The sequence below is a fragment of the Bacteroides sp. genome (genome assembly GCF_052357945.1).
Taxonomy (GTDB): Bacteria; Bacteroidota; Bacteroidia; order Bacteroidales; family Bacteroidaceae; genus Bacteroides.
Genome location: NZ_DAWCXD010000004.1, coordinates 1 through 21,185 on the forward strand (window position 1 = coordinate 1; position 21,185 = coordinate 21,185).

12 protein-coding genes are annotated in these 21,185 nt (G+C 42.8%); 1 reads left to right on the forward strand and 11 read right to left on the reverse strand.

The features are described 5' to 3' along the window. Nucleotides 1-52 precede the first annotated feature (52 nt). The 6 genes from ACT8YW_RS02055 to ACT8YW_RS02080 form a co-directional block, all read right to left on the reverse strand. The gene (locus ACT8YW_RS02055) at nt 53-580 is read right to left on the reverse strand and encodes a flavodoxin (RefSeq protein WP_444103806.1); all 528 of its coding nucleotides are present in this window, start codon (nt 578-580) and stop codon (nt 53-55) included. Between the two features lie 105 nt (nt 581-685). Continuing rightward, nucleotides 686-1,207, reverse strand: coding sequence for a DapH/DapD/GlmU-related protein (locus ACT8YW_RS02060; RefSeq protein ID WP_444103807.1), 522 nt, complete (start codon nt 1,205-1,207; stop codon nt 686-688). A gap of 231 nt (nt 1,208-1,438) precedes the next feature. Beyond that, nucleotides 1,439-2,440, reverse strand: a complete 1,002-nt coding sequence (locus ACT8YW_RS02065; RefSeq protein ID WP_444103808.1) for a malate dehydrogenase — start codon at nt 2,438-2,440, stop codon at nt 1,439-1,441. Between the two features lie 215 nt (nt 2,441-2,655). Next, nucleotides 2,656-4,863: a glycoside hydrolase family 2 protein gene (locus ACT8YW_RS02070; protein WP_444103809.1), complete on the reverse strand. Its 2,208-nt coding sequence runs from the start codon at nt 4,861-4,863 to the stop codon at nt 2,656-2,658. A 5-nt stretch (nt 4,864-4,868) separates the two neighbouring features. Next, complete coding sequence (locus ACT8YW_RS02075; RefSeq protein ID WP_444103810.1) at nt 4,869-6,533, reverse strand: arylsulfatase; 1,665 nt, start codon at nt 6,531-6,533, stop codon at nt 4,869-4,871. Nucleotides 6,534-6,569: 36 nt separating this feature from the next. After that, nucleotides 6,570-7,655: a family 43 glycosylhydrolase gene (locus tag ACT8YW_RS02080; RefSeq protein WP_444103811.1), complete on the reverse strand. Its 1,086-nt coding sequence runs from the start codon at nt 7,653-7,655 to the stop codon at nt 6,570-6,572. A 229-nt stretch (nt 7,656-7,884) separates the two neighbouring features. Here ACT8YW_RS02080 and ACT8YW_RS02085 point away from each other — a divergent pair, with 229 nt between their 5' ends. Further along, complete coding sequence (locus ACT8YW_RS02085; protein ID WP_444103812.1) at nt 7,885-11,907, forward strand: hybrid sensor histidine kinase/response regulator transcription factor; 4,023 nt, start codon at nt 7,885-7,887, stop codon at nt 11,905-11,907. Nucleotides 11,908-11,915: 8 nt separating this feature from the next. Here ACT8YW_RS02085 and ACT8YW_RS02090 read toward each other — a convergent pair whose 3' ends face one another. The 5 genes from ACT8YW_RS02090 to ACT8YW_RS02110 form a co-directional block, all read right to left on the reverse strand. Beyond that, nucleotides 11,916-13,406 carry a sulfatase family protein gene (locus ACT8YW_RS02090; protein ID WP_444103813.1) on the reverse strand — a complete coding sequence of 497 codons (1,491 nt, stop codon included), beginning with the start codon at nt 13,404-13,406 and terminating at the stop codon, nt 11,916-11,918. A gap of 305 nt (nt 13,407-13,711) precedes the next feature. Beyond that, complete coding sequence (locus tag ACT8YW_RS02095) at nt 13,712-14,659, reverse strand: DUF1735 domain-containing protein (RefSeq protein WP_444103814.1); 948 nt, start codon at nt 14,657-14,659, stop codon at nt 13,712-13,714. Nucleotides 14,660-14,673: 14 nt separating this feature from the next. Further along, nucleotides 14,674-16,458, reverse strand: coding sequence for a RagB/SusD family nutrient uptake outer membrane protein (locus ACT8YW_RS02100; protein ID WP_444103815.1), 1,785 nt, complete (start codon nt 16,456-16,458; stop codon nt 14,674-14,676). Between the two features lie 39 nt (nt 16,459-16,497). Beyond that, on the reverse strand, nt 16,498-19,326 hold the full coding sequence (locus tag ACT8YW_RS02105; protein WP_444103816.1) for a SusC/RagA family TonB-linked outer membrane protein: 2,829 nt from the start codon (nt 19,324-19,326) through the stop codon (nt 16,498-16,500). Nucleotides 19,327-19,351: 25 nt separating this feature from the next. After that, complete coding sequence (locus ACT8YW_RS02110) at nt 19,352-21,181, reverse strand: RagB/SusD family nutrient uptake outer membrane protein (protein WP_444103817.1); 1,830 nt, start codon at nt 21,179-21,181, stop codon at nt 19,352-19,354. Nucleotides 21,182-21,185 lie beyond the last annotated feature (4 nt).

The following is a 21,185-nucleotide window of genomic DNA, read 5'->3' on the forward strand; positions in this document are numbered from 1 at the left end:
ATCAATGACGGGCAACTTACTATCTTTTGATTTTATGTCGAACTCACGTTATTTAATGATTCAGCTTAAGTCTTTTCAGCCAACTCACAACAGACTGACTTGCCTGGTCTTTTGAATTTTGAGCAATGCTTCCTTGTATGGCGATACCTTTCAGTAGTGTAGCACCTTTGCAGGCTACGCCTAATTTTTTTTCTGTACCTGCAAGACCACTGCCTTCGTGGGTGCAAAATGGGATAACGGTTTTTCCTTGCCAATTATGCTTTTCCAGGAAGGTATATACAGCCATCGGCATATCACCCCACCAATTAGGATAACCAATAAAAATAAGGTCGTAATCTTCCACCGCAATATCTCCCTTTATCGGAGGACGGGCGTTAGTCTCCTTTTCTTTTTTGGCAGTTTCTATACATGATTTATAGTCTTTAGCATAAGGAGTTACGGTTTTTATATGAAATAACTCTCCTTTCGTCTGTTCTGCTATCATTTCAGCTACAATGTGGGTATTTCCTTTCTCAATATATCCCACGTTATAATTTTCATCGGCTCTCGAGAAGAAAGCCACAAGTACTTTTTGTTCCATATTTGTTTTTGTTTTACCTTGGGCACCAGCGGTTTGGGTTATGCCTAGTATTGCTATTAAAATATAGATAATTCTTATTTTCATCATTATTATTGGTTGATTGTTTTATATCTTTTTGATAATCCGTGCCGGATTTCCGGCTACTATGGTATTGGGCTCGACATCACGGGTTACTACACTACCGGCTCCTACAACACTGTTTTCGCCGACCGTTACCCCGGGAAGAATAGTGGCGCCGGCCCCTATCCATGCCCTACGGCAGATATGTACAGGTTTACAAGTAATAATCATCCGATTTTCAAGGTCATGATTATTTGATATAAGCTGTACGTTGGCGGCTATCTGTGCTTCATCATCAATAGTAATCCCGCCGGCGGACATCATCAGACACCCATTCATAATGATAACATTCTTACCGATTTTTACATGGTGTGCACGTACTACAGTAAGTGGTGTATTAATTCGGCTACCTGCTCCCATATCAGGGAAAAGGAGATGAAGTAATTGGTCATATTCTTCTGTCATGGGCATCGTATGGTTCAACCGGAAAAGCAGTTGTGTCTGTTCCTTTGCCAATGCCAAATCCGTTTCACTTTGATTGGAACAATCAATTCTTATTTCCTCCATTGTTTTCTATTTAAATAATTTCTTTGGCAAAGGTAGGCCATTGTTTTTTATGCCGTAGTAGATAAATTACAGATTGTCGTACCAATTTCACGGTTTTAGGAGTTCATCTTTTTTCAGTATTTCTCAATCGGTAGAATCAATCCGATGAGAATCAAAAATAAAAAGGCCGAAACCCGGAACGATAAAAAGATCGTCAGGTTTCGGCCTTCTGCTTTCGCTAATATTGTTTGATTAGTCAATATTGGGATTCAATGCATGCCAGTCCTTGATGGCTGGGATGATTCCCATTTCAATCACTTCGTCACGAAGTTTACATAAGTGTTCGTAGCTTTTTTCTAATTCTTCTTGTTCGGCAGGAGTTCCGGTTGCTTCTTTATAAGTAACGCCGTTTTTAGTTATTGAAGTTTCCATCGCCATCATGATATGGTCGAATTTGCCATTGGAAACATACGTTCCGGCAGGCCAGCGGAATGGTTGTCCGCCCATAGCGGCGGCAATCATTTCGATAGAAAGATAAGCCGGGCTTTGGAAAGAAGAACGACCGCGCAGGTCGATAATATGTTTACCACCCTGGATGACACGTACTTTCAGTGCTTCCCATTCCGTCAACGGAAGGCGGGTAGTACCGATGAAATCGGTCAGGGGTTCTCCTTTTATTTTGGTGGTAGATGCAAATACAGCCATTTGTTCGCCATGACCGCCATACGTGCGGCAATTCTGAATGTCGGAAGCGGGGATATGGAAGTATTTCACCAGTTCGTTTTGCAGGCGGGTGCTATCCAACGCAGCCAATGTAGAAACTTGTGAAGGTTTCAAACCTGAATACAATAAAGTAATCAGACCGGTGATGTCTGCAGGATTAAAGATGACAACGATATGTTTTACGTTCGGGCAATATTGACGAACGTCTTTTCCGAATTGAGCGGCAATCTCTGCATTTCCTTTCAACAGATCTTCGCGGGTCATACCTGCCTTACGGGCTGCTCCACCGGAAGAAACAATATAAGAAGCTCCGGTCAGTGCTTCTTTGATGTCGGAAGTATAGGTAAGGTTGACACCTTCAAAACCGCAATGATACAGTTCTTCAGCTACTCCTTCCAAAGCAGGTGCGAATGGATCATAGAGACAAATATTCGGAGTGAGTTTCATCATCATGGCTGTTTGTGCCATGTTGGAGCCGATCATTCCGGCAGCTCCCACAATCGTAAGTTTCTCGTTGGTTAGAAATTCCATAATCTTATATGTTTAAAAGGTGAATAATTTATTCTTTCTTTTTGTCGCTACAAAGGTAACATATTAGAATGCAGATTGTTCATTGCAAATAGTTTTGCCCGATAACGAAAAGTTATAGTCGGATTCCTTTTAAAATGGCAAAAAGAGATTGCAGATTTACCCGCAATCTCTTCCTGCCTATTGAAAACAAATAAAACGTGAATTTGAAGTGTACTTTAAAAAGCTCTTAACCCATAATCGAAATCCATCTTGTTAGTTCCCTGAACCTCTATCTTAATTGTATTCTTACCTTTCTTCAATAAGGAAGAATAATCACTTAGGTTGTACTGATTATATTGTTTGGTCATCCGGATGTCTTGAAGGAATACCTCAACACCGTTCAACCATACTTTGCCTGTTCCTGCGGCGCGTAACCACAAAGACAAGTTCTTCAATGGCTGGTTTAAAACAAATTCCGTTTCGGAAACGACCGTTGCTTTCGGTTGGACGGAATAAGGTAACATCACTTGTTTCATCTCGCTGCCATTGACGGATACCTTACGTTGATTTTTAGCTCCGCCTTGTCCGTCGGGTACTAACGTAATGGCTTTGGCAGGTGTCACATTGTATAAATCGTTATGTAGGATATGCAGGAGCGAAGTCGGCATTTTCGTAATCTTACGATCATACGTCAGTAGGCCGTTCACTTCTCCCTCCACATCTGTTGTCTGTGTATAAATGGCTGCGCTTAGACCTTGTGCAATGAGTGTTTTTAAATCGTGTATCACTCTGCCGTAATTATCCATTAAAGCCACAGCACCATCAATATTCTTATATCCCCAATTACGCATTTCCGGATTCCAAAGATGTTCTTTGATGGCCCATCCGTATCCTCCGAATTCTCCTAGAACCGAGATACGGTTACCGTTGTATTCAGGAAGGATCATGGACGAAACCGGATAGTTGTGTACGTCATACATGTGTCCTACACCTCTGTCGGCCCATCCTGTCACACCGTCGATGATGCGGCTTTTATCATAACTCATCACTTTGTTTACGATTTCAGCGGTATTGTGTTGTCCCCATCCTTCGTTGAATACTACCCAAGTGGTGATACAGGAATAGAAGCGCAGACGGTCGATCATTTCAAACATCTCTTTTTGCCACTGTGCGGAATGTTCGGCAGGAGCATTCCAGTCATTTGGCGCACCGGCAGCTACATGCTCGGCTTGTTTTCTTTCGGTCGAGAAGCCGGAAACCATATCCTGCCACAGCATCAATCCCAATGAATCGGCATAGTAATAATACTGTTCCGGTTCCACTTTGATATGTTTACGGATGGTGTTGAATCCCATTTCTTTCAATTGCACCATGTCCCACAGCATTGCCTCTTCTGATGGAGGAGTAAGCAGTCCGTCGGGCCACCAACCCTGATCTAATGTACCGAACTGGAAAATAGGTTCTCCGTTCAGACAGATGCGATTGTAACCGCATGCATCTTTTTTGATGCCGGCCTCCCGAAGAGTGAAATAGCTTTTTACGTTATCAACGATTTTTCCGTTGACGGACAGTTCCACATTCAAATGATAAAGTTGGGGAGAAGCCGGTGTCCATAATACGGCATCGGGAATCTCGATTTCCATGTCAGTTGTACCCTTTTGCTCTATGGTCTTGATGACTTTTCCCTTATCCAGTACTTCGACTTTGATATTTTCATGTCCTTTGGCTCCAGCTACATCCAGATGCAGTTTCACTGTCTTTTTATGAATATCCGCTTCGGGTAATATCTGACGTATGTGTTGCGGATTGACAGCTTCCAGCCATACAGTCTGCCAGATTCCGGATACCGGAGTGTACCAGATACCTTTCTGATTTAGTTGTTGTTTTCCTCGTGAGATCGATTCCTGATCGGTAGGATCGACCACAGAAAGTTCAACCATCTGATCGCCGCTTTTATTTATGAATTTCGTTATGTCAAACTCAAAAGGGTTGTTTCCTCCTTTGTGCGTGCCTGCCAGTTTATTGTTTACCCATACTTGACATTCATAATCCACCGCCTGAAAATGCAGGATGATATTCTTGCCTTTCCAGCCTTCATCTATGGTGAAATTGTGCTGATACCATAATTTATCAGTAGGAAGAAAAGTGCGTTGTACTCCTGAAAGAGAAGACTCTATGGCAAATGGAACCAGAATTTCTCCCTCATACTTCACTTGTTTCTTTGTTGTGGCCTGGTCTGTCACCGCAAACTTCCATAGCCCGTTCAGGTTCATCCATTGCGAGCGCTGTAACTGTGGGCGTGGGTAGCTTCTCCATACATTTTCCGGCGTCACTTTTTCTGCCCATACAGTTCTGATTTTATCTCCTTTCGGGCTCCATGCAGCAAAAACTGAAGTCTGCAATAAGGCGCCCAACATGATTGTCAATACGTGTTTCTTCTTCATTGTTATTACTTGGTTTTGTATTCTTTTAAATCTTTTTTCCGTCCTTGATTGTAGGTATTCCACATTTTCGGGAAATACATGACATCACTCTTGTCCGCCCATTCGAAATAGGCATTTTCCATCTCCTTGACCCGTTCCGGATATTGGGAAGACAGGTCGTTCTGTTCGGTGCGGTCTTTGGTTATGTTGTATAGCTCCCATTTATCTTCTTTGAAATAGGCTGATACAAGTTTCCAATCTCCTTTTCTCACCATTCTGTTTCCCTCGTGCTCGGCATAAATATAGCGTTCTTTCAATTTCTCTCCTTGTAGGATGGGCAGGATAGACGTACCTGCTGTAGGAAGAATTTCTCTTCCCTGATAAGTCCGGGGATATTTCGTTTCTGCCAGTTCGACGCATGTCGGCATGATATCTGAAAACTGGCAGGGTTGATGGTCAATCTTCCCTTTGTTTTTCACCTTGTTTCCCCAGTAGGCGATGCAGGGGGTGGAAATACCTCCCTCGTATGCATAGTGCTTGTACAAGGAGAGTGGGGTGCAACAAACGTTCGCCCAACCCGTTCCGTAATGATGATAGGTACCGGGAAGTCCCATGCCATCCAGTTCTTCTCCCACGTGTGTGTGATAGGCAAGTCCGCTGTGTCCGTCGAAACCGAATTCATGCCATTCGGCACATGCGCCATTGTCCGACATGAATATGATGAACGTGTTGTCCAGTTCTCCGTTCTTGTCCAGTTTGTCGACAACACGGCCGATGTTTGTATCCATAATATCCACCATGGCTGCATAGATTGACATTCGTCGGGCTAAGTCCGTTTGTTGTTCTTTCGTTAAAGAATCCCATGCAGGCAATGGATGTGCTTCGTCCATAAAGAAGCTGCCGGGCACTACACCTCGTGGACTTAATTCCGGTTTCCCCTGCAACAGATTCATTCCGACGATACGTTTCCAACGTTGGTCGCGTATCTTATCCCAGCCTTGCAGATAGGTTTTCATATACTTGTCGATCATCGCTTTAGGAGCGTGCAAGGGAAAGTGGGGTGCATTATAGGCTAAATATAGAAATAGAGGTTTGTCTTCATTGTGTGCCTGGTCGATAAAGTCGACAGCGTAGTCGGTGATTACATTGGTGGCATAGAATTCTCCTTCGGCATATTCGTGCAGAGGGCGGTCTTTGGGTAGGCGTGTATATACTTTGGGATTCCAAAAGGAATTGAATCCGCCTAGTAGTCCGTAGTATTCCTGAAATCCCCGTTGCACGGGATTGACTTTTCCCAGATGCCATTTACCTGCCATGGCGGTAAAGTAGCCGGCTTCTTTCAATACCTCTGCAATCGTCACATTGTCCGAGTTAGAGCGGAATCCGGCATAACCTTTCGCCTCTTTGGCATGGCTGCCCGTCATGTGCCCCAAACCGGTTTGATGGGGATACAATCCGGTCAATAGATTGGCACGCGAGGGACAACTGCGTGCGCTGTTATACATTTGTGTCATTCGGATTCCCTGTGCGGCCAGATGGTCTAATACCGGAGTTTCTATCTCTCCTCCGAAGCAACCCAAATCGGAGAAACCTAAGTCGTCCGCTAATATCAGGATGATATTGGGTTTTTCTTGTGCGGTAACTGTACTTCCCAGTGCCAGTCCGCCTGCTATCAATGCAAGTTTATTCATGGAGTGTTTGTTGTTAGTTTGAATAAAGAGTTTGTTTTACTGAAAAGATTGTACTTCATCCGGTCCGGGAGTTGCGTAATGCGGATCGATGGCACGGATATATACATCTCCATCCGGTAGGATTTTTACGTCCAAAGGTACAATGGTCGTCCCTAGTTTGTTGATGGTCTGTGCGTCCTCTCTCAAGTCCCGTTTTTCAATACCGTCCGGATCCAATGGCGGTCGGTTGCCATTGAAGAAGGCAGTACACCACCATTTGCCGTTTTTGTCCTGAAAAGGAGTGCCATGTCCTAAGAAACGTCCCGCAAAGCGACGTTCACTGTAAGGACCTGTGACTTTATCGGATGTGCAATAATATAAATTATAGGATCCTTTGCGTCCTTGGTCGGTAGACCATGCCGTACCGAAATGCACGTATTTCTTTCCGATCTTACGCATGGTAGCCCCTTCGTGTCCGATTCGGCGGTTGGACGGATCGATACGCACCGGTTCTCCTGCCAATCCGGAAAAGTCCGGTTTCAGAGGGACAATGAGTGTGTTGCTGAATAGTAGATACCACGTTCCGTCGTTATCTTTAAAGAGAGACGGGTCATGCTTTTTCAGGAATGCTTCCGGGTTGGGGTGCTTCCAGGGACCTTTGATATCTTTTCCGCTACTCAGAGCCAGTCCGCTATGTTTTTGCGGACAATACACAAGTGCCCAGCAGTCACCGGTCCAATGTAGTTCGGGTGCCCACAATGGATTTTTAGTAGCCATTTCTTCTCTTCCTTTGAAAGTGGGTGAATCTTCTGCCAGTGAATAAGGAGCGCCCAAAGATTTCCAATGAGCTAAATCGTCGCTGCACCATACTTGTACCTGATAACCTACGATGCTTGTTTTACCTAATCCCGTGTTATATTGGTCGTCCTGTTCTCTCGGATCGCCGGCAACAGGGGTCGTTCCAGTCAGGTAATATTTTCCGTCCGGTCCCAACACAATATAGGGGTCACGAATCCATCCGCCTTTGATATGGAGGGCTTTGTCATGCGACTTCACACCTGCCAATATATCTCCGGCACTTAATTGCGCTTTTGTGGTGACCGACAAAAACAGAAAAAATAATGGTAAAAATAAGTTTTTCATATAGTGTAATATGTTTAGTGTTACTAATAGATCAGACTTACAGCTCTTATATGCATTTGCAAATAAAGGATTTTATATGGAAATAGATGCGTAATATTTCGTTCAAAAGTCGTTCATATTTGTAAAAAAAGGAGGAATAACACATATTTCCACTTCCTCTGAACATATTTACGGATGGCAAGATGAAAAAAACTCTATATTTGCATAAACTAAAAGCACGATACGAGTTATGAAAAGCATAAATGTAAGAAGATTCTTACTGACAGGTTTATTCCTATATACAGCGATGAGCCTATGCGCAACTATCCATTATAATAATTTGCGGTTTAAACAATTTGAGACTTTAGACAAACTACCTCATAAAACGATTAACGCCATCACACAGGATAATTCGGGATTTCTTTGGCTGGGAACCCGGAACGGACTTTGCCGGTATGACGGATACAATATTGTCACGTATCAATATCATGAAAATGATTCGAACTCGCTTTGCCATAATTTTGTAAATACACTCTATAATGACAGCTTGCAGAATGTAATCTGGATTGCTACTGAAGAGGGAATCTGCAAGTATTCGTCTTCCACCGGACGTTTTGTACGTTATCGGATTGAGGGGAATACCAAGCCGAATGTGGTTTTCCTGAAAACTTTCGATAAACAGTTGCTGGCGGGATGCAGCAATGGAGTGTATGCCTATGATGAAAAGAAAGATGCTTTTGTGCCGTTTCTGCTTACTGGCACGGAGGCCAGCCTTGTGTCCGGATTGGCAGAAGACCATAATGGCTTTTTATGGATCAGTACCCCGAAAGGTGCCAAGTGTTATAATATGCATAAAAAAGTCTTTATGAAATTGCCCGAAAGTGTATCGCACATATCGAGCAAACTCTATGTCGATAAATTCAATCGCCTGTGGTATAATATGAACCAGCAAGTGAATGTTTATGATATAAATAATCAACAAAATTACTCCATCAAGGAAAGTAAACAGTTTAAAATCTTTAAGTCTATTGCTCTCGATGGAATGGATAACATTTGGTTGGGAAGCGAGTATGGTATTTTTGTTTATGGAAAAGATTTGCGACTGATTCATCATTATCAGCAGACCGAGGGGGATTTGAGCAACCTGAACGATAACCCGATTTATAGTCTGTTTATGGACGCCAATCATAATATGTGGGTGGGTACTTATTTCGGTGGAGTGAACTGCTATATTGATGCAACAGACAATTTTCATGTATTCTCATACGGAAATTCCAGAAATCACCTGAGCGGAAAGGCAGTGAGACAGATAACCGGAGGTCCTGATGAGGATATATATATTGCAACCGAAGACGGAGGTTTGAACCGTATCGACAAGTCCGGACAGATAACCCGCTCGGAAGCATTGCATCAACGAATGGATATTGAAGCTACGAACGTACACTCTTTATTACTAAATCATGAGGGGGATTTATGGATTGGCCTTTACGAGAAAGGAGCCAGATGTTATAACTTCCGGACGCAGCATACAAAGGTTTTTCTTCCGGTGGATTTATACAGGAGGCATTCCGGTTTCTGCATGATAGAAGATGCGGAGCATGACATCTGGTATGGAGGTCTGAATGGTTTTGTCATCTTCAGGAAAGAGGGGAAAGGGTACGAAGTGATGAAGTTTAAAAAGCCTTTCTTAAAGTTTATATTCTGCATGGTGAATGCTCCTGATGGAACCGTTTGGGCGGGAACACGAAGAGACGGAGTCTTTCGGCTTGACAAACGCAAGCAGACGGTTGAGAGAATAGCGACTTTTCCCAATAAAGAATTATTTATCACCGATCTTTATGTTGATTCTCAAAATCAGATATGGGTGGGTACGGATGATAATGGAATGTTGCTCCTGAATAGTAAAGGGGAGTATATCACGTCATATACGGAAGAACAGATTGGTTCCAATTCGATCAAAGGCATTGTAGAAGATAATGCAGGTAATATCTGGTTCGGCACAGTGAATGGCTTGTGTTGTATTCGTGCAAAGGGAGGAATCATGCGTTATACAACCGAGGATGGATTGCCTACCAACCAGTTCAACTATTCCTCCGCTTATAAGGATGCCCGTGGAGTATTGTATTTTGGAACCATCAACGGGCTGGTTTCGTTCCATCCCGAACGAATATACAAATATCCATCCCGTTTTAATATTGCCCTGACCGCCATTTCATTGAACGGTGAGTTGATTAATCCATCTACTTCCGACTCGCCTCTTGAGAAGACAATCTCCGAATGTACTTCGATTACCTTGACGCACAAGCAGGCAAGATCCGTACAGATAGAATATTCGGGAATGAACTATCGCTATAATAACAACACGATGTATGCCATGAAACTGGAGGGTGTCGACAAGAAATGGCAGAATATCGGTGAACAACATCAGGTACGTTTCTCGAATTTACCTGCCGGTTATTACCGGTTGAGAATTAAGGCGGGCGAAGATGGTATTCATTGGTATGAGAAAGGAGAGAAAATAATTGATATACGTGTGCTTCCTCCTTTTTGGTTGTCGGGATGGGCTTATGGTTTCTATGCTGTTTGTTTGTTAATGTTGGGATATATCGGATATCGCTATACGAAGAACCGGTTGAGGCTGGTCATGAACCTGAAGACAGAACACAATCTTCGTGTGAATATGGAGAAACTAAATCAGCAGAAGATTAACTTCTTCACCTACATCTCGCATGATTTGAAAACACCGCTCACATTGATTCTCTCACCTTTGCAACGTCTGCTGTCGCAAAAGGAAATAACGAACCATGACAAGAAGAATATCGAAATCATTTATCGTAATGCCAATCAGATGAAGTATCTGATAGACGAGTTGCTTTCTTTCAGTAAGATTGAGATGAATCAGGAGAAGATTAATGTCCGCAAGGGAAATATAATGCTCTTTTTGAAAGAACTCTCCAATATATTTGAGATAGTTGCTCGAGATAGGGAGATTGACTTCATTGTCAAATTGGAAGATACGGATGAAGAGGTTTGGTTTTCTCCTTCCAAACTGGAGCGGATTATGTACAACCTGTTATCAAATGCTTTTAAATACACTGCCCCCGGTGATTATGTGCAACTCACTGCTTCTTTGCAGGAAGAGGATCAACAGACCTTTGTACACATTTCAGTGAAAGACAGTGGACGGGGGATTCCCGATGAAGTGAAAGACCGGATTTTTGAACCTTATTATCAGGTTTCTCCCAAAGATCACAGAGAGGGTTTCGGATTAGGACTTTCGCTCACCAAATCGCTTATCCAGCTGCATAGAGGACGGATAGAAATAGAAAGTAAAGTGGGAGAGGGATCGAACTTCATCGTTATTCTTAACGTATCGGAGCAGGCTTATGAAGCTGCTGAAAGACGGCAGGACGGCATTACGCTGGCCGAAATACAGAAGTACAATATGCGTCTCAAAGAAACGGTGGAAATACTTCCCGATAAACTAACACAGGAAAAGCATCCCTCGCAGGAAGAACGGCAATCCATTCTTATTGTAGAGGATAATAATGAAATGAATAATTACCTGAAAGAGATTTTCATGGAGAACTATCAGGTGATTCAGACGTATAACGGTAAGGAGGCTTGCGAAGTGATGCAAAAAGTATATCCAAGTCTGATTATCAGTGATGTGATGATGCCGGTGATGGATGGTCTCGAACTAACCCGGCGCGTGAAGCAGGATATAAACACCAGTCATATACCTGTTATTCTTTTGACGGCAAAAACCGATGAGGGAGAGCAGACACAAGGATATTTGTGTGGGGCGGATGCTTATATTCCCAAACCTTTCAATGCGAAGAATTTGGAACTTCTGGTCAGGAACATGCAACAGAACCGAATATCGGGTATCGCGCATTTCAAGCAGACAGAGGAACTGAATATCACACAGATCACCAACAATCCACGTGACGAGAGATTCATGAAAGATTTGGTGGAATTGATTATGGCTAATATTTCAAAGGAGGATTATGGAATCACTGAAATCACTTCTGCTTTATGTGTAAGCCGGAGTCTGTTGCATATGAAGTTGAAAATGCTGACAGGTTGTTCTGCTTCGCAGTTCATCAGAAGTATTCGGATGAAGGAAGCCAAAAAATATCTGTTGGATGGCATGAATGTGGCTGAAGCTGCTTGTGCTGTGGGAATGACCGATCCTAACTATTTCACGAAATGTTTCAAGAAAGAGTTTGATGTCACCCCCACAGAGTTCACTAAAGAGCATTTAGCATAAGGTTTGTGTTATTGCTTGCTTTTCTTTTTCTCATGTGGTCCGAATGAAAGTGGAACTACTTTTTTACCGGACTTCTTTAGATTACGCTGGTATTTCCTCATCAGTTCCATCCCTTTCAGGCGGGCGTTTTCGCCGTTGGCAAGCTCTTCCGGCATTTGGTTGATCCAGTTCAGATACATCCCGAACAGTTCTTTATACTTTTCGGGGTACTGATCTTTCAGCCCGTGTTTTTCCTGGGGATCGGCTTCGATGTCATACAAGTCATAATCTTTTTCAAAGTGTGGGTCGGAAACCAGTTTCCATTTGCCTTGCCGGATGGCGAATTCATTTTTGAATACCTGATTGTTGCTTTTCTTCTCCGTACTCCAATACAGTACATCGTGCGGCTCTGTCCGATCTTTGCCCGACAGGTAAGGCAGCAAGTTGACACCATGCATATCAGCATGAGAGAGTCCGGCGAGTTCCATCACTGTAGGGGCGATGTCGATACTCATCACAGGTTTGTTGTAGATGGTTCCTTTGGTCAGCTTGGCTGGATAGCTGACGATGAATGGCACGCGGATGCCTCCCTCGTAGTATGACCCTTTCCGTCCTCTGAATTCCCATTTATCACTGTATTCCACGGCTCCGTTGTCACTTAGGTAGAAGATGATGGTATTGTCGCGCAATCCCAGTTGTTCCAATGTTTCTACCACTTTTCCCACTCCCTGGTCGAGTGCGAAAGTCATAGCACGGCCAATATCATCCTTGCCGATTTCCTGTGGATTGATTGCCAGTTCTCCAATTAATTCTTCGGGTGCCTGCAAAGGGGAGTGTATAGCATTGTAAGGCAGATATAGGAAGAAAGGGTGGTCAGCATTTTTCTGAATAAAATCCACTGCGCGTTTGGTGTATTCGTAGGTGGAATATTCCATCTCCGTCACAGGTTCCATATTATCCAGTGTAAAAGCCAGTCCATTGTAGACTCCGTCCCATGAGCCTCCTACCAGCGGATCATAATAATCGTGCAGCCCGTTAATGAAACCGAAGAACGTCTGGAAACCACGATTGTTGGGGTGGCTTCGGATATAATCTCCCAAGTGCCATTTGCCGATACATGCGGTGTTGTATCCGTTTTCCACCAAGTATTCACTTAATAGTTTTTGATCTTGGGGAATTCCACCTACGTGTGGAGTGGAAAGCCCATAGAAGCCGAAACTCTGCTGATATTTTCCGGTCATCAGCCCGGCGCGTGTGGGGCTTGACAGGTGTCCTGATGTATATCCCTGCATGCATTGCACACCGCTTGCCGCCAGTTTGTCGATATTGGGTGTTACAATCTTTTTGATGTGCGGATAGCAGTTCACGCCTCCGTATCCCTGGTCGTCAGCGAGAATGATAACGATGTTGGGTTTATCGGGATGGGAGGGAGTGGTGTGCTGTGCGGACGCTTTCGCTATGGGCAGTATTGCCAGTAACGCTGTTGACAGTGTGCTCGTCTTTCTTACTGATATTTTCATCTTGTTCTATGATTGATTCTTATGATATATGAGTCTCCGATTTCATTAGTATATTCTGACTCATTGGCGATTAATAGAAAAGTTGTTCTTTATAGGGAGATAACTTCCTTTCTCCTTATTGAAAAATTCCTGTGCATGAACTGCAAACTATAAACGCAAGTTTTGATTGTATAATTGCAAGTTCTAATTATATAAATGAAACTTTCATTTTTATAATCAAAGCTTGCAATTATAGCTTGCGATAGGTCAAGATAAACTTTACTCTTGATGGAAAGCAAGTTTATGCTCTATGCAAAGGAACTTTGTTACCAAGTCTCAATACGCAGATCATCTATGGGATCACGACGTAATACGAGCTTCTCATCAACCTGATAATGCTTTTCGTCCATCTCATAGATATATTTCAGCGCAATTTCTGGGCAAGGCACGTCTCCATTACCGTTGAAAGTATATTCTTCACTTTTGTGGATGTAGTTTCCGGTTATTGTTTCAATGGGGCGGAACCCTTTTTCAGTACCGATTTGTACTTTATAGTTGCCACCGAAATTTCTATTGTTTTCAAATGTTAGTCGTAGATTGTCCTTTTTGTCAGTTGCTGGATCTCCAATCCCCGGACGAATGAGTTCACTCTTGCTTAGTGTTGTCAATACGCATGTGGGACTTTTGATGATGTCCTGTTTATCACCGTATGATTGTCGTGTAGATTCTATCGGGTTTCCGGCTTCGTCCAGTTCTACCACATTGCCTGTCAGATAATAGGTTCCGGAGAAAGAACTTGCATATTTGATAGCAACAACAGATGTTTCTCCTCCCTCGCGAATTTGATCCATAGAACTTTCTATCACTCTGAAGGGCAAGGCATAATGCACTTCATGGGTTCGTTCGTCAGCATAGAAAGCATCCGTGAATTTGATTTCTACATCTGCAACAGGTAGAGTGGATTTGCGTACCCGGAATGTTTCCGGGTCGCCCAGCGTGTAATAGTTACTCGGCAGAAGTGTGAACCCGGTGCCGTTGAGTAGTGATTCGTCAATGGTGAATTTAGCCCAGTCCGCCTTGTCCACTTCGCGTTTTCCTCCTAAAGAAACACCTACATAGATCGACATGTTACGGTCGGATATAACGGTTCGCAGAGGATTGCTGATGGCGAATCCGGCAGAAGTGGTTTCATAATCTTCTATGTAATCTTCATAACAGGAAGTGAGTCCGGTCAATAGGAATAACAATGCTATTTGAAGTTTTTTCATTTTCATAATCATTACGTTTATTAGTTATTATCCCATCCGATATTGTTTTTCAGATTGGGGTTCTTTAATAGTTCTGCGTGAGGAAGAGGGAGATAGTAGAAACGTACGTCGTTGAACTTACGCTCTTCTACTGTTTCTGTGGCATAGGACAGAGTACCGTTAGCGTCTCTTGTCACAATCACTCCTTTTACTGATTCGTCTAATGGCAGCAACCAGCGACGCATATCGAAATATCGTTGATTTTCGAAAGCCAGTTCGAGTCTGCGTTCATTCTGAACTAACTTGCGGAATTGTTCTTTGCTGGCACTCATTTCTTCCAGATAAGCATCGTTTTCAGGAAGTCCTCCGGATAGGTGACGAATCATTTTCAGTACGTCATAGGCTGAATACTGACAGTCCGGTCCTTTCACTTTCGGTCCCCAGGCTTCATTAGAGGCTTCTGCAAAGTTCAGGAATACTTCTGATTTGCGGAGAAGCGGGTTGTAATGAATGGCAGATAGTTTCTGGATGGGAGCTAGCATATCTTTTTTTCTCGACATGAATTTGGCGAGGTAATAACCGGTGCGGCTCGCTTGGGGATGAAATTCTTTGGAATCTTTGCCTCCGGCAACAACATCTATGTTGGTATTATTATCACCAAATGAGCGTCCTTGGTAGTAAACGTTTAGATCCAGACGCTTGTCACGTTTTTCATAGGGGAAATCCGGATCATATTCAGCACTCTCACCAATTGGATAACCATCAATAGCCGGGAAAGCATCCACTAGATTTTGTGAAGGAACCGTGTGGGCTGTTCCCCTATAAAAGGGAGGAAAATGATTTGTTTCCATCCCGTTGGTATTGAAATAGCTGCGGAATACAAAATCGGTCGGTGTTGTAGTTGGAGCATCAGCGATATTGTTGGCTTTCAACGGAGTATATTTACCAAAATCTTGTAGTTGTAGTACTGCGTTGGAGATAAGAGCTGCATGTTCCCATTGCTTTTGATAACCTTCCGGGTCGATAACAGAATAATCACTTCCATGATTTAAGGTAATTGTATCCGAAGACTGGAAAGCAGGGCTTGCACTATATAATGCTACTCTGGACTTTAAAACGGCTGCTGCCATTGACGTTGCACGGCCTATATTACCTACACCTACGATAGCGTCGTCGCCCGTATAAGTAGCAGGTAATTTTTTCATAGCCAGGTCGCAATCTTGTAAGATCTGGCGTACACATTCCTGATAGGTGTTTCGTTTGAACTTATCTAGTTGCTTCGCTTCTTCTATGGTGACAAAATGAGTGATAATGGGATAACCTAGAGCTTCCCCTTCATCAGTACGGCCGCCATAACGTTGCAACAGTGCAAATCCCCACCAGGCGCGAAGGAAGAGCGCTTCGCCTTCCAATCGTTTTTTGATGGCAGCATCCGTTTCCGGATTGGTACGGTCATAGCTTAAATCATCGCGTAAGCCCTTTTCCAGAAATTCATGGATATTTTGCATTTGCTTATAACATCCATCCCAGTTTCCGATGGGATTATCGGCTCCGGTAATCCCTCCGATGGCTGCTTTGTAGACACCTGAACCATAAGAGTTGGTTACGGCATTGTCTGTTGCTGCATCCAGGAAGTTATTGTCAAAACAGTTGGGAGTATTAGGAATAGCAGAGTAAGCTTGCATTAATACTCCTTGTGCCAAGTCTGAAAGTTTCCAGACTTTATTATCATCCCATTCATTGACTGTCTTTGTATCTAATACATCCTCGCAAGAAAGGAACAAGGACGATAGGGCGGATAATATTAGTATGCTACCTATTTTCATATATTGTTTTTGTTTTTATAAATTAACTACGTTCTCTTTTTAGAAAGTAACAGAAAGCCCTCCTGTGTAAGTTGCGAGTACCGGGTAATTGGTAATACCTGCATCCGGACGTTCCGGGTCCATGTCTTTGAAACCGGAAATGACAAATAAATTGGCTCCTCGTGCAAATAATTTCAGATTCTGGGCTATGTTTTTCTTCTTGAATTTGAAAGTATAACTCAATTCAATGTTTTTCAAACGGAAAAAGGCACTGTTCTTTACCCAATAGCTGGAATTGCGGAAGCTGTTCTTTCCGTCAGTGGATGTCAAACGGGGATAACTGCCTTGAGGATTCTGCGTTTCGTGATAGCGGTCGAGCACCCTATCGGAATACTTTCCTAAACCGGTGTTCCAATAGTAAGTGTTCGATAGGAGTTTGTCTACTCCGGTTTCGGCTACTCCCTGTATATAGAGTCCCCAATTTCTGTAGTGTAAATCTACATCTATTCCCCATGAAATTCGAGGAAAGTTATTACCGACTATCGTTTCGTCACGGCTATCGATAATCCCGTCTCCGTTTAGATCGGCATAGGCTATGTCCCCGTTCTGATAAGGACCGAAACTTTGGGGTGCGTGACCATTCAAAGGAATATCTTTACCGAATAATCCTTCTGCCTGTAAACCGAAAATTTGATCGGTAGGTTGCCCGATTTTCTTACGGTAGTCTTCTATGTTGTCCAGTTCATCCGCTTTAATCAGTTTGTTTTTGGAAAAGGTCAGGTTTAAGCCGACTTCATACGAGAAATCCTTTATCGGGCTGTCAAACCAACTGATAGATGCTTCTACTCCTTGATTCTTTACTTCGGCCCTATTTTCTGCATATAGATAATCTCCTATCATATCTGTATAGTGGCTCGAATTTGTTCCTATAATATCCCAACGCCTTTCGTGAAAATAATTAATTTCACCCCGTAAGCGGTTCTGTAAAAGGCGGCCTTCAATACCTATATTCAGTTCCGCCGATTTTTCCCATTTTAAATTCGGATTTCCATAACGGATTAGGGAAGTGATATAGGAGTTGTTCTTATTCTGTTCACCCAAACCTACCGTCCCATTCTCTTTCCAGGTAGTTTGATATAAACTATAACCAGTATTTCCTGCATAACCTAGTACTCCAAAACTAGCTTTCAGTTTCAGAAAGTTAATTGTTTCGATGTTCTTCATAAACTGTTCATTGGAAAGCACCCAGCCTATGCCGACTGTGGGTGAGAAAAAGTATTTGTGGTCATCCATAAACTTGTTGGACCCCATATAAACCAACGCTGTTTCTGCCAAATACCGTTTGTCGTATCCATAATTCAGTCGAAGAGAGTAACTGGTGTCAATGATATCTTGATTTTGCCCTTGTCGTTCCGTTTTGTAATAACGATATGCGATGTTTGCTCCTAGATCATGAATACCGAATGCCCGATTATAGGATATATTGGTTCTCCAACCGGATGTCCGTTTCACGCTATTGTTAGAGATGGAATAGTCTTTCGGTAGATTCTGTTTCCGTTTTTGCGTGAATTGTATCTGTTCGTTGCCTGTTTCGTCTTTGTACGGACGTATATCATAAGTGGCATATACTTTTGATAAGGATTGTCTGGTGACGTTATAATTATCGAAAGTGAGATATGCTTCTGCTGTCAATCCTTTGATATATTTATTAAAATCCAGATATAATCCTAAATCAGCTTGGCTGGACATGTATCGCTCTGATGAATTACCGCCATATACGACATCTGCATATAGATTATCAGAAAAACGGTCACTGGTTCCGAAATAAGGAACTCCGTCTTCTGTGGGAGGCATACCGATGTTTTCCGGAGCTATAATGAACGGATATTCATTGGGACGATTCGTGGAAATTGCATTATAGATGCCTGTTCCGTCTTTGCTTCCCCAATCCTTAATTTCCAATCGTGCTCCTACACCGGCTTTGACACGCATATAATCGGTGATTCGAATTTCCAAATTACCTCGAAGGTTCAGACGATTCAAGTTTTGTCTTTCTCCAAGTTTCTCCAGGCCGTTTGCCCCGGTATATCCGGCTACCATCGCATATTTCATATTTCTGCTTCCTCCAATAAACTCGACGGTAGCTTTTCGGTAGAAACTTTGTTTGCGTGTAAATTCATTCATATAATCTACATTAGGGTATAATAAATCATTAACACCGGTGCTGTTCTTATATCCTTCCAATTGTCCGGGTTGGTAGATGGGAGCCAGACCGTCATTTGAGCGTGCTTCGTTGTATAGCGTGGCATAATTGTAAGAGTCGAGGTATTTCGGTGTGCGGGTTACGTGCATGATTCCTCCCTCTACGGTGGTACGTATCTTTCGTTTCCCGATCTTTCCTTTCTTGGTTGTTACTTTGATAATTCCGTTTGCAGCCGCCGGACCATATAAAACTTTGGCTACAGCATCTTTCAGGACTTCTATAGATTCGATTTCCTCTACCAAAAGGTCATCTAAAGATCGTTCTATTCCGTCAATGATGACAATAGCCTGACTGTTTCCATTGGTGTGTTGACCGCGTATAAACAAGTTGGATGTGTTGAAGCCTAAGCCTCCGTCTCCCCATCTTGCTATGAGTCCCGGTGCTTTTCCCTGTAGAGCGTTGACGACGTTCAAATCCGGAAAACTTCTTAATTCTTCAACAGGTATATAATTGGCAGCTCCCACGAATTCTTTTTGTGATGTTATTCCTCCATCTAACCGTTCGATGATAGCTGTATCGGTAGCAAGTACCTCTTCGTGCAAAGATTGAGCCGTCGCTACACCCGGATAGAGAATAAGGACTCCCGCTGCAAGTATAGTCCATTTATATAATATATGTTTTTTCATGTGATACAAATTTTAAATGAATAAATTACCATCCCGGATTTTGTTGGAGTGTGCTGTTACTACTTGCCACATCTGTTTTGGGGAATGGATACCAATAGTTGCGCATCGCAAAATTTCTGACTTCAGGAGTTACATCCACTATTGTATAGGTGAACTTCATTTTATTTATGGCCACTTTGGGATCGACGGGAGTCGCTTTGATTCCTTTAATCGGATACGTTTGGCTGAACAGCTCATGGGCGATCATCCAACGTCTGATGTCCCACCAACGATGATTCTCAAACATTAATTCGACAGCTCTCTCTTTGCGTAGTGCTTCTCTGAATAAGTCAGGATCAGTAACCCGGTCTTGTGTAAGAGCTGTGATGCCGGCACGTTTGCGAACAATATTTAATGCATCTTCAGCAGATAAGTCGCATTCTTCCACTTTTTGTGTCGCACTTCCTGTTGCTTCAAATGAGGCTTCGGCGAAATCCAGATAGACTTGCGCTACACGGATATATGGTGTGATGACACGATATTTATCCCATTGGGCTGTATAACGATTTGCTTCAGGCCATAGAAACTTCTTACATAAGTATCCTGTTTGTTGACGGTTGTTGATGTTTTTCAAAGTTTTCATATCTTCAGAAGCTTTTCCTCCTTCAAATGTTGTGATGTACAGAGGTTTGCTACTGCTATTCTTTCCCCATTCTTCACCGGGTACTAAAATATTATTCTTTAATCTGGGATCGCGGTCTGTCCATGGCTTTTGATTGTCATAGGCTGCTCTTGAATCTTCGATCGGATAATAATTTCCATCCTTTCCTTTTTTCTCGAATAAGTCTACCATGTTCTGTGTAGGGGCGTTATATGTGGAGGCTGCCACTTGTGTTCCTCCTGCCAGATCTGCGTAGAGCCATAATGATTTCACAGTGGTGAGTCCTCCTGCCATAGGAGCGCGGTTATACCAAACGTGTTCGGGCTGATGACTCGGTGGAAAAGTAAAATAAAATATATCCTTATATTCACTTTGATCCATCAGGCGGTATTGATCCGGGTGCGTATTGATATAGGTTATTACCTTCATGGCTGATTGGGCCGCCAGTTTAGCTCTTTCTTTATCGTATTCTTTTATTTCAGTAGAATTTAAATCATTCTGCATGAGCGGACTGGCATCATATAGTTGTGCCATTGATTTGAAAGCCATGGCAGCTATTCTGGAAGGACGTCCGGTATTGCTGTCATCCCATGCTTCCGGTAGCATGAATATGGCAGCTTCAATATCTTCCATCATCCATTGGTGAGATTCATGGTAAGTGACGCGAGGAATCTTTTCTTCTCCATTCTCGAGGAATGGATGATCGAAGATAGGCATACCTCCATAACGTTTGAGTAACTGAAAATAGAACCATGCTCTATAAAAGTGTGCCTGTCCCAAAATTTCATTTGTTTGTTCTTCAGTCATTCCCGGAACTTTTGTGTAGTTTGCGAGTACCAGATTGGCAATTCGAATGGCTTTATATGCCGAATGAATACTAGTTGGACCTTTTACTCCAAGTTCGAATGTTTCGTCTTGTTTAGCTCTTAGCCAGTTTCCGGAGTTTAGCGTTAATACTGTTGATTTATTGAATATCATTACCATTTCGTCCGAAAAGCATCCGACGTGCGGACAACCGTCAGAGTTATTGTCATCTCCGAATATTTGTTCTAATTCTGTAAAACAAATATCCAGAAATCCTCTGATCGTCTCATAACTTTTATATACGTCTTTGTCAGACAATCCCATATCCGGCGATTTATCCAGAAAATCTTCACAAGAGCTTCCGATTGTCAGCAATACGATTGATATAAGGAATATTTTGAATCGTTTCATGGTT